The sequence below is a fragment of the Actinophytocola sp. genome, from assembly GCF_035942955.1.
Taxonomy (GTDB): Bacteria; Actinomycetota; Actinomycetes; order Mycobacteriales; family Pseudonocardiaceae; genus DASYTH01.
Map to the genome: position 1 here is coordinate 20853 of NZ_DASZCQ010000182.1, position 10266 is coordinate 31118.

At 71.4% G+C, this 10266-nt stretch carries 11 protein-coding genes; 5 read left to right on the forward strand and 6 right to left on the reverse strand.

Features of this window, described 5'->3' with window-relative positions; genetic code table 11:
• Positions 1-229 precede the first annotated feature (229 nt).
• The gene (locus tag VGX25_RS18005; RefSeq protein WP_326918969.1) at positions 230-967 is read left to right on the forward strand and encodes an alpha/beta hydrolase; all 738 of its coding nucleotides are present in this window, start codon (positions 230-232) and stop codon (positions 965-967) included.
• Between the two features lie 21 nt (positions 968-988).
• Complete coding sequence (locus tag VGX25_RS18010; protein WP_326918970.1) at positions 989-1459, forward strand: hypothetical protein; 471 nt, start codon at positions 989-991, stop codon at positions 1457-1459.
• A gap of 11 nt (positions 1460-1470) precedes the next feature.
• Here VGX25_RS18010 and VGX25_RS18015 read toward each other — a convergent pair whose 3' ends face one another.
• The 4 genes from VGX25_RS18015 to VGX25_RS18030 form a co-directional block, all read right to left on the reverse strand.
• Positions 1471-2289, reverse strand: a complete 819-nt coding sequence (locus tag VGX25_RS18015) for a TIGR02569 family protein (protein ID WP_326918971.1) — start codon at positions 2287-2289, stop codon at positions 1471-1473.
• A gap of 549 nt (positions 2290-2838) precedes the next feature.
• Positions 2839-4017, reverse strand: coding sequence for an adenylyltransferase/sulfurtransferase MoeZ (gene moeZ / locus VGX25_RS18020; RefSeq protein ID WP_326918972.1), 1179 nt, complete (start codon positions 4015-4017; stop codon positions 2839-2841).
• A 99-nt stretch (positions 4018-4116) separates the two neighbouring features.
• Positions 4117-5127 (reverse strand): DUF3152 domain-containing protein, encoded by a 1011-nt coding sequence (locus VGX25_RS18025; protein WP_326918973.1) that lies wholly within the window; start codon positions 5125-5127, stop codon positions 4117-4119.
• A 50-nt stretch (positions 5128-5177) separates the two neighbouring features.
• Positions 5178-6149 carry an alpha/beta fold hydrolase gene (locus VGX25_RS18030; protein ID WP_326918974.1) on the reverse strand — a complete coding sequence of 324 codons (972 nt, stop codon included), beginning with the start codon at positions 6147-6149 and terminating at the stop codon, positions 5178-5180.
• 104 nt (positions 6150-6253) lie between these two features.
• Between VGX25_RS18030 and VGX25_RS18035 the strand changes: the two genes are divergently transcribed.
• Both VGX25_RS18035 and VGX25_RS18040 read left to right on the forward strand, forming a co-directional pair.
• Complete coding sequence (locus VGX25_RS18035; protein WP_326918975.1) at positions 6254-6895, forward strand: TetR/AcrR family transcriptional regulator; 642 nt, start codon at positions 6254-6256, stop codon at positions 6893-6895.
• A complete protein-coding gene (locus VGX25_RS18040; protein ID WP_326918976.1) occupies positions 6888-7553 on the forward strand; it encodes a TetR/AcrR family transcriptional regulator in 666 nt (221 codons plus the stop codon). The genes VGX25_RS18035 and VGX25_RS18040 overlap by 8 nt, the downstream gene beginning before the upstream one ends.
• 106 nt (positions 7554-7659) lie before the next feature.
• Here the strand turns inward: VGX25_RS18040 and VGX25_RS18045 are convergent, their stop codons facing one another.
• Entirely contained in the window at positions 7660-7884 is a 225-nt protein-coding gene (locus VGX25_RS18045) for a DUF3107 domain-containing protein (RefSeq protein ID WP_326918977.1), read from the reverse strand.
• A 46-nt stretch (positions 7885-7930) separates the two neighbouring features.
• On the reverse strand, positions 7931-8623 hold the full coding sequence (locus VGX25_RS18050; RefSeq protein ID WP_326918978.1) for a ferritin-like fold-containing protein: 693 nt from the start codon (positions 8621-8623) through the stop codon (positions 7931-7933).
• 186 nt (positions 8624-8809) lie between these two features.
• Here VGX25_RS18050 and VGX25_RS18055 point away from each other — a divergent pair.
• On the forward strand, positions 8810-10266 hold a 1457-nt coding region (locus tag VGX25_RS18055), incomplete at its 3' end, for a DEAD/DEAH box helicase (RefSeq protein WP_414635859.1).

Here is a 10266-nt window from a genome sequence, read left to right on the forward strand (position 1 = left end):
GCCGCACTGCAGTGCGCAGTACGGACAGTGCGTCTCGGTGGTCACGACGTCGAACGGTAAGAAGGCCGTGTTACCCGGGGGTGCTCCTGTGTTTCAGGCACGCGAACTTGGCTGCGCACCGCGGCCGGGCCGGCGGTGAGCACACCGTCCGCCCTATTGAGCAATTTGTTACCGACCAGTAACGTGATGTGTGCCACAGGCCAACGACACCCTGCACGGAGGCCGCACCATGATTCGTCGCGCCCTGTCCCTGCTCTGCGCAACTCTCGGCACCCTCCTCGCCGTTCCCGTCACCGCGGCCGCAGCCGCCCCCGACCCGGTGATCATCGTCAACGGCACCTTCGGGCCCGAGTTCTTCTACGAACCGCTCGCCGCGCGCCTGCGCCACGACGGCCACCGGGTCTTCATCTTCCAACTCACCAACCTCGGTACCGGTGACATCGCGCTGACATCCCGCGATCTGGGCGCCTTCGTCGCCGGCGTGCGCACCACCACCGGCGCAGCCCGCGTCGACCTCGTCGGCCACTCCCAGGGCGGCCTGGTGGCCCGCCACTACGTCAAGTTCCTCGGTGGATCGTCTACAGTAGACAGCCTGGTGAGCCTCGGCTCCCCCCACTACGGCACCGCCATCGCCAACCTCGCGGCGTTCTTCGGCGCCGGCAACTGCATCGGCATCGTCGCCTGCCAGCAGATGGCCGTCGGCTCGGAGTTCCTTGCCGACCTCAACGCCGGCGACGACACCATCGGATCGGTCCGCTACACCAACCTCTACACGCTCTACGACGAGCTCGTCCGCCCCATCGCCAACGCCACCCTCCGCGACGGCGCCACCAACGTCCTCGTCCAGTCCCAATGCCCCCTGCGCGTCGTCGACCACCTCGGCCTCGCCCTCGACGGCACGGTGTACGACGGCATCCACGACGCCCTCCGCGGCGCCCCGGTCAGCCTGAACTGTTGGGCGGTGTAGCGCTGCGCCTAATCTCGGGCCATGACAAGCGTCTCCCCCGACTACACGCATGTGCGCAAGCGTCTGTCGGCCGGCGAAGGCCTCGAACTTCCCGGCGTCCGCCTCAAGTGGTACGACCTGCACCGCGAGGACCGCGAGATCGGTGACGTGGTCCGCAAGGAGGCCCGCGAGTTCCTCCATGCGGAGATCGGCGGGATCACGCCGAGGGGCGACCTCGGCTTCGTCATCCTGCACCGCGTCGGCGACGCCTATCTGCTGCTCGTCTGCACGTGGCGCAACGACAACGAGCTGTGGGAGACGGTCTACCTCAAGGATGCGGCCGGGTTCGAGCCCGTCCCGTTCGAGGAAACGGCCAAGGGAACCTACTGCGTGTGGGAGATGGGCGCCGTCCTGCACGAGCAGCAGGCCTGGATCCGGTACCTGTTCTCCCCGCGCGACGCCGAGGCCGCACGCGCCTACCTCGCCGACCGGCACCCCGGCGGCCTGATCTGACCGAAAGCGGCTCAGACCAGCTGGGTGATGTGGTGGGCGGCGCGTTCGAGGCCGCGGAGGGACTGCTGGGTGGAGTGCGGGTGGAGGGCGTGCACGGCCAGGCGGAAGAGGAGGGCGTGCAGCAGGGCCTGGGGCCATTCCGGGAGGTGGGACCAGCGGCGGAGGATGCCTTCGTCGGCGCCGCCCCAGGAAAGGGCGTCGACGACGACCACGGCGGCGGCCCATTCGGGCGGGCGGTGGTAGGCGGTGAAGTCGATGATGCCGGGGGGTGCGTCGCCGGAGAACAGGACGTTGCCGAACAGGTCGCCGTGGACCACCTGGGGGGTCAACGTGGTGGGGCGGCGGGAGGACGCGAGGACGTGGAACAGGCGGCCGCCGAGGGACAGGTTGAGCGGGGCCTCCTCCTCGTCCCAGGCGGCGCGGTCGGCCATGGCGAAGACGTCGGCCCGGGCGGACAGGAACCGGGGGCGGGCGAGGTCGGCGGTGGCCTTGTGCAGGCGCAGGGACGCGGCGACGACCTCGTCGTAGCGTGGCTCCGGGGAGCCCTCGATGAACCGGCAGGCCATCCAGCCGCCCACCACCCAGCGGCCGTCGGAGGAGCGCAGCGGACGGCCGATGCGCAGGTCCGGCACGTGCAGCTCGCCGAGGGTCGTGGCGACCCACGCCGCCTCCGCGGGGTTGGCCGCGGGCCGCAGCGCCACGTCGTCGCAGCGCCACACCGGGCCGCGCTCGATCGGCTCGGGCACGGAGTCCTTGGCCCCGAACGCGGCGCGGACGTGGACCGGCGGCGGGGTCAGCGTGCTTGGCGGGGACGGTGGGGACGCACTCACGACAGGGCACGCTACCGCGCGCGCCCCATGATCTCCGGGTAGCTCTTGCGCGTGTTTCGAAAGTACGCTGAGGTCAAACCCGCTGAGGTCGCCGACCCTTGGCGAGGGCGGCCGCCACACGGCGACCAGGGCGGGGGCGAGGAACGAGCCCCTGCCCGCAGGCGTCGTCAGCCCACCACCCACAACACCCAACCACCCACCCCGGCCCGCAACCCCCCACGCAACCCGACCCCCGGCCGCTCGCCGAAGGCGACCGGCGGCCTTGCCCGAGCTAGAAAACACGGCCTTGCCCGAGCGGGTCACCACCGAGCACCACGTCTGAAGCGCATTTCGAAACTGCGCTGGGGTCGGCAAATCTTTGGCGAGGGCGGCCGCCACACGACGACCAGGGCAGGGCGAGGAACGAGCCCTGCCCGCAGGCGTCGTCAGCCCACCACCCACAACACCCAATCACCCACACCGGCCCGCAACCACCCACCCAACCCAACCCCAGGCCGGCGCCGAAGGCGCCCGGCGGCCTTGCCCGAGCTAGAAAATACAGCCGAGTTGTCAGTAGGTCGGGAGGGTGGGATCGATCTCGCGGGCCCAGCCGAGGACGCCGCCGCCGACGTGGACGGCGTCGGCGAAGCCGGCCTTGTGCAGCGCCGCCAACGCCTCGGCCGACCGGGCGCCGGACTTGCAGTGGAGCACGATCTGCTTGTCCTGCGGGAGGTCGGCGAGCGCCTCGCCGGACAGGATGCGGTCCTTGGGGATGAGCGTCGAGCCGGGGATGCGGACGATCTCGAACTCGTGCGGCTCGCGCACGTCGATCAGGGTGAAGTTGTCGCCCCGGTCGAACTTCTCCTTGAGCTCCCGCGGGGTGATCGTGCTCCCGGCGGCCGCGGCGGAGGCGTCCTCGGAGACCACGCCGCAGAACGCGTCGTAGTCGATCAGGCCCTCGATCGGCTTGCTCTCCGGGTCCTTGCGGATGCGGATGGTGCGGTAGGTCATCTCGAGGGCGTCGTACACCATCAGGCGGCCGAGCAGCGGCTCGCCGATCCCGGTGAGCAGCTTGATCGCCTCGGTGACCATGATCGAGCCGATCGAGGCGCAGAGCACGCCGAGCACGCCGCCCTCGGCGCAGGACGGCACCATGCCGGGCGGCGGCGGCTCCGGGTACAGGTCGCGGTAGTTGAGGCCCTGCCCGTTGGGCGCGTCCTCCCAGAACACGCTGACCTGGCCCTCGAACCGGAAGATCGAGCCCCATACGTACGGCTTGCCGAGCAGCACCGCGGCGTCGTTGACCAGGTAGCGGGTGGCGAAGTTGTCGGTGCCGTCCAGGATCAGGTCGTAGCCGGAGAACACCTCGAGCGCGTTGTCCGAGCTGAGGTGCACCTGGTGCAGGTTGACCGTGACGAACGGGTTGATCTCGGCGATCGAGTCGCGCGCCGACTCGGCCTTGGGCCGCCCGATGTCCGACTGGCCGTGGATGACCTGGCGCTGCAGGTTGGACTCGTCCACCACGTCGAACTCGACGATGCCGAGCGTGCCCACGCCGGCCGCGGCCAGGTAGAGCAGCGCCGGGCTGCCGAGGCCGCCCGCGCCGACCACGAGCACCTTGGCGTTCTTCAGCCGCTTCTGCCCGTCCATCCCGACATCCGGAATGATCAGGTGGCGGCTGTACCGGGCGACCTCCTCCTTGGTCAGCTCGGCGGCCGGTTCAACGAGCGGCGGCAGGCTGCCAGCCATCGGCTCCTCCTCTGGCGACGTCCGGACATCCCCAGTGTCCTCGTAGTCAACGCCGCGCTCCCACTCCGGTCTTCCGCGGTCCCACATACCGGAACGCGGTCAGGTCCCCGGTTTGGCCAGCGGGTTGGGCCAAGCGTTGGGCTTGCACGTCTTCCCGTCCGCCTCGACGGGATCGCGGTTGCGGACCGCGCGGTTGAGCTCGGCGACGAAGTTGTTGGCCACGCCGAAGGTCTGCTGCATCATCACCGGGGCCAGCGCGCCCTCCTCGGCGCAGCCGACGTGGCCGTTGTTGAACGCGTGGCCGATCTCGTGGTTGATCGCGTACTGGCGGTAGGTCAGGATGTCGCCGCTGAACGCCACCGCGCCGCGCACCCAGCGGGCCAGGTTGATCAGCACGCGCGACTCGCTGCGCCGGAAGCAGGACGACTCGTACCGGATCGCGAAGCCGCACTTGTCCGGCCGGTGCACGGTCTGCGGGGCGGCCAGGCTGATCCGGATGTCCGGGGTGCCGCCGTCGACCCGCTGCACGGACACCTTGCCGTCGCCGGTCCAGCCGCGGGGGTCGAGCAGGGTCTGGTCGATGAGCTTGGCGAACGCCTCGTCACCGCCGTAGGACGACGGGTCGATCCCGTCCTCCACCTCGACGGTGTAGGTGTACAGCTTGCCGCCGGTCCCGACCCGGGCGCCGGCGCCCGGCACGACGTGCCAGATGCCGGCCGCGGCCTCGGTGTACGGGCCGCCGTTGGGCAGCTCGGCGGTCGGGATGCTCACGTCCACCGGCTCGGCGGGCAGCTCGGTGACGTCCGGCGGCTGGCTGGTGTCGGTCTGCGCCTCGGGGGCGAGCGCGGCGTCGGGGCCGCTCTGGTTGCCGGCGGCGCGGGCGCCGACCGCGTCCTTGCCGACGGTGTCGAGGACCACCAGGACGGTCAGCACGAGCAGGATCGGCAGCGCGTAGATGCGCCAGCCGTAGGTTCGGACCAGCCGCGCCACACCGCGGCGGGGCTTGCGGCCGCCGCGCCGGCCGGCCGGTTGCCTGGTCTGCTCGGGTCGCCAGGAGGCCCGCAGGGGCTCAGTCTCGCGCTGCGCTCCGGTCTGGGGCCGACCACTCACGCCCACAGCGTGCCACATCACCCGCTGAGGGGAGCGTCAACTCCACCCGGTTACCAGCTGTCACCCTGCTCCCACATACCGAGCACGGCCCTGGCCACGGTGACCGGCCGCTCCATCTGCGCGACGTGCCCGGTGCGCGGCAGCACGAGCAGTCGCGCCCTTGGCAGCATGCGGGCCAGCCGCGGCGCCTTGCGCACCGTCACCAGGCGGTCCTCGGTGCCCCACACGACGAGGGTGGGCATGGTCAGCCGGGGCGCGATCGCCCACAGCGACCGCGCCCTCGGCACCAGCCAGGCTCGGAACAGGCCGGCCGCGCTCATCGTCAGCGCTAGGCCGGCCCACTTCATCGCGGCCCGCTCGGTGGCCTCCTCCTCGGCCTCGGCCAGGCGCGACTCCGGGATCTGCGACGGGTCGGCGAAGCACAGCCGGATCAGCTGCATGGCCCGCTCCCGAGGCGGCATGGTGGCCAGCGCCCGGCGCACCCGCGGGCCCACCACCGGCAGGAACAGCAGCGGCAGCCGCGGATCGGACAGCCGGCGCAGCGACGGGCGCAGGTCCGGCACGGCCGGAGAGATCAGCGTGAGCGAGCGCACCTGATCGGGATGCTTGGCGGCGTAGAGCATCGAGATCGCGCCGCCCATCGAGTTGCCGAACAGGTGCACCGGCCCAAGGTTCAGCCCGCGCAGGAATCGCTCGAGCGTCTCGGCGTGCGCGTCGAGCGAGAACGTGTACCCGCGTACGGGCTCGGACCGGCCGAAGCCCGGCAGGTCGATCGCGATCCCGCCGGCGTGCCCGGACAGCTGCGCGGCCAGGTCCGTCCAGTTGGTCGCCGAGCCGCCCAGCCCGTGCACGTACACGGCGGTGATCTCGCGCGGCCCCGGCGTGCGCCGCACGTGCAGCGTCACCCCGCCCGCGGTCACCTGCTCCCCCGGCCACGGCGGGATGGACTGGTCCAACTCGGGCAGCTCCGCCTCGGACAGCGGAACCCGGGTCAGCGGTGAGAAACCCGCGCTCGTCGTCATGGCGACCAGTCTGCCCCGATTACCCTTACCGGCAAGTAAGGTCTAACTCACCCGCACGGGTTGGTGACCCCGCCCGGGGCCGGTCGAGCTGGTGGGAGGCGTGAATGGCGGAGACGATCGAGCACAACGGGCAGGCCGGGAGAGGTGCACGGCTGCCGCGCACGGCGCGCCGCGCGCAGTTGCTCGCCGCGGCTCAGGACGTCTTCGCGTCCAACGGCTACCACGCGGCCGGCATGGACGAGATCGCCGAGCGGGCCGGGGTCAGCAAGCCGGTGCTCTACCAGCATTTCCCCGGCAAGCTCGAGCTGTACCTCGCGCTGCTCGAGACGCACGTCGACGAGCTGATCCGGCGGGTCACCGACGCGATGGAGTCGACGACGGACAACAAGACGCGGGTGCGCAACGCGGTCGGCGCGTACTTCGACTTCGTCGACGGGGAGAGCCAGGCGTTCCGGCTGGTGTTCGAGTCCGACCTGCGCGGCGAGCCGGTCGTGCAGGACGCCGTCGAGCGGGCCACCGAGGCCAGCGTGCGGGCGATCACCGCGACGATCACCGCGGACGCCGGGCTGGACGAGGAGCGGGCCCGGCTGCTCGCGGTCGGCCTGGTCGGGGTCAGCCAGGTGGCGGCACGGGCCTGGCTGGCCGACCGGCGCCCCATTCCCAAGGAGGAGGCCGTCGCGCTGATCTCCAACCTGGCCTGGAAGGGCATCGGCGGCGGGTTCCCGCTGCAGCACCCGCATGACTGAGCCGCGCAAGGGCGACGCGCGCCGCGACCGGTGGCGCTCACACCGGGAGGCGCGGCGCGCGGAGTTCGTCGACGCCGCGCTGCGCGTGCTCGCCACGCACGGCCCCGACTTCGGCATGGAGCACGTCGCCGCCGCGGCCGGCATCACCAAACCCGTGCTGTACCGCCATTTCACCGACAAGGAAGACCTGATCGTCGCGCTCGGCCAGCGCGGCACCGAGCTGCTGTTCGACCGGCTCATCCCGGCGCTGAACAACGTGGAGGCACCGATCCCGCGCATCCGGCGCAGCCTGGTCGCATACTTTTCGGTCATCGAGGAGCACCCCAACCTCTACCGCCTGCTCATCCGCCGCCCCATCGGCCGGGACGTGGTGGCCGAGGACAAGGAGCTGATCGGCGCCGCCCTGAGCCGGGTGCTCGGCGGCTACCTGCGAGCGCTCGACGTGGACCCCGCCACCGCCGAGCCGTGGGCACACGGCATCGTCGGCATGGTGCAGAACGTCAGCGAATGGTGGCTGGAGCGCCGCACCATGAGCCGCGACGCCGTCGTCGAGCACCTCACCCAGAACATCTGGTTCGCCATCGACGGCATCGCCCGCCAGAACGGCCTCGTGATCGACCCCAACAAGCCGATCGAGGTCACCAGGATCGCCAACTGACCGCGATCCCCACCCCGCCAACCACCAGCCGCCAACGCAACCCGACCACCAGCCAAAGCACCGCGCCCTTCACCCCCGGCCCCGGGGCCCCCGACCGCCGCCCGTCTTACGTGGCGAAGCCGACCCGGCGGGCGTCGGCCTTGCCCACCTCGACGTAGGCGACCCGGCCGGACGGAACCACGAACCGTGCGCCCTTGGTGTCCACCATGACCAGCGTGCCCTGCGGGTTCTTCAGCGCGTCGTTGACCAGCGCCTCGACCTCGTCCGGGGTGAGGTCGCTGTTGAGCACGATCTCCCGCGCGGTGTCCGCGATCCCGATCTTGACCTCCACGCCGACCTCCGCAGCACGAGCAATTACTGGAGCAACAAGACGAACACTAGCCGAGACCCAGTGCGGTCATCCGCTTGCCGTGCTGCTGCTGCAGCCGGCGGAACAGGGCGGCGATCCCGGCCAGGTCCCCGGCGCCGGCCACGATCAGCTCGGCCAGCCCGTCCCGCTCGGCGACCACGTATTGGGCCTGGGTCAGCGCCTCGCCGAGCAGCCGCCGACCCCACAACGTGAGCCTGTCACGGACCGCCCGGTCGCGATCGATCGCCGCGCGGACTTCGCGCTCGGCGAACGCGGAGTGCCCGGTGTCGGCGAGCACCTCCAGCACCAGCCGCCTGGTCGGCTCGTCGAGCCAGCCGGCCACCTGGGCGTAGAAGTCGGCCGCGAACCCGTCGCCGACGTACGCCTTGACCAGCGATTCCAGCCAGGAGCGCGGCGCGGTCGATGCGTGCCAGGTGTCGAAGTGGGCGATGAACGGGCGCATGGCGTCCTCGACGTCGATTCCGCGCTCGGCCAGGAACCGCTCGATCTTGGTGTAGTGCCCGATCTCCGCGCCGGCCATCGCGGACAGGGCGGCCCGGCCGGCCAGCGTGGGCGCGCCGCGGGCGTCCTCGGACAACCGGTCGAACGCGGCCAGCTCCCCGTAGGCGAGCACGCCGAGCAGGTCCACCACGCCCGGCTCGATGGCCGGCTTCCGCTGCTCGGGTGTGATATCCGCCGCCGCAGGCGTGTGCTCGGTCATGCCGGCAGAGTATCTGCCTACCGTCGCAGGTAGACTCGTCAGGACGCCCCCGTTGCGGTGCGCGTCAGAGAGGGTGCGTGCACGCCATCGCCGGCCCTCCCGCGCCACACCTGGAACCCACCAGGCGCACGGACGCGGTCGAGCGGCCCTTCAAACGGCAGTGCGCGCGAGGAAACGAGAGAGGCGATCGCACTGACCGTCAACAACGATGCCGGATCAACCACAACCATCGACCCGGTGACGCTCGAGCACAGCGAGGCCGGCGTCCCCGACACCGACACCTCCCATCCACTGCAGGCCGGCGCCCCGGTCCGGCCGGACTCACCGACCTTCGCCGAGCTGGGCACCCGGCCCGAGATCGTCCGCGCGCTCGCCGCCGCGGGGATCGAGCGCACGTTCGCCATCCAGGAGCTCACCCTGCCGCTGGCGCTGGCCGGCGACGACATCATCGGCCAGGCCCGCACCGGCACCGGTAAGACCCTTGGCTTCGGCGTCCCGCTGCTGCAGCGGATCACCACCCCTGGCGACGGCACGCCGCAGGCCCTCGTCGTGGTGCCGACCCGGGAGCTGTGCCTGCAGGTCACCCACGACATCAGGGACGCCGGCAAGCACCTCGGCATCCGGGTGCTGGCCATCTACGGCGGAGTGCCGTACGACAAGCAGATCGCCGCGCTGCGCGGCGGCGTGGACATCGTGGTCGGCACCCCCGGCCGGCTGCTCGACCTGGCCGAGCAGCGGAACCTGGTGCTCGGCAAGGTGACCGGCCTTGTGCTCGACGAGGCCGACAAGATGCTCGACCTTGGCTTCCTGCCGGATATCGAGCGGATTCTGCGGATGGTCCCCGAGCAGCGGCAGACCATGCTGTTCTCCGCCACCATGCCCGGGCCGATCATCACCCTGGCCCGCACGTTCCTGCGCCGGCCGACGCACATCCGGGCCGAGGAGAACGACGTCGGCGCCATCCACGAGCGAACGAGCCAGTACGTCTACCGGGCGCACTCGCTCGACAAGATCGAGATCGTGTCCCGGGCGCTGCAGGCCGAGGGCCGCGGCCTCACGATGATCTTCGCCAAGACCAAGCGGACCGCGCAGAAGGTCGCCGAGGACCTCACCGAGCGGGGCTTCGCCGTCGCCGCCGTGCACGGCGACCTCGGCCAGGGCGCCCGCGAGCAGTCGCTGCGGGCGTTCCGGTCCGGCAAGGTCGACGTGCTGGTGTCCACCGACGTCGCGGCCCGCGGGCTGGACGTGGACGACGTCACCCACGTGATCAACTACCAGTGCCCCGAGGACGACGGCACCTACGTGCACCGGATCGGCCGCACCGGCCGGGCCGGCAAGGCGGGCGTCGCGATCACGCTGGTCGACTGGGACGACGAACCGCGCTGGAAGCTGATCAGCGACACCCTCGGCCTCGATCTGCCGGTGCCGGTCGAGACCTACTCCACCTCCGAGCACCTGTTCACCGACCTCGGCATCCCCGCCGACGCGACCGGCCGGCTCCCGCTGGCCAAGCGAACAAGGGCCGGGCTGGCCGCGGAGCCGGAGGAGAACTTCGGCGACCGCAAGCGCCGCGACCGCGGCGGCCGGACCCGCGGCGGCCGCCGGACCCGCGGCGGATCCACCGCCCCGGCCGAGGCCGGCGC

Excerpts from the sequence above, each read along its gene's own strand:
- VGX25_RS18005 (WP_326918969.1), top strand. The coding sequence starts at position 230 with ATGATTCGTCGCGCCCTGTCCCTGCTCTGCGCAACTCTCGGCACCCTC.
- VGX25_RS18010 (WP_326918970.1), top strand. The coding sequence starts at position 989 with ATGACAAGCGTCTCCCCCGACTACACGCATGTGCGCAAGCGTCTGTCG.
- moeZ (WP_326918972.1), bottom strand. The coding sequence starts at position 4,017 with ATGGCTGGCAGCCTGCCGCCGCTCGTTGAACCGGCCGCCGAGCTGACC.
- VGX25_RS18030 (WP_326918974.1), bottom strand. The coding sequence starts at position 6,149 with ATGACGACGAGCGCGGGTTTCTCACCGCTGACCCGGGTTCCGCTGTCC.
- VGX25_RS18035 (WP_326918975.1), top strand. The coding sequence starts at position 6,254 with ATGGCGGAGACGATCGAGCACAACGGGCAGGCCGGGAGAGGTGCACGG.
- VGX25_RS18040 (WP_326918976.1), top strand. The coding sequence starts at position 6,888 with ATGACTGAGCCGCGCAAGGGCGACGCGCGCCGCGACCGGTGGCGCTCA.
- VGX25_RS18050 (WP_326918978.1), bottom strand. The coding sequence starts at position 8,623 with ATGACCGAGCACACGCCTGCGGCGGCGGATATCACACCCGAGCAGCGG.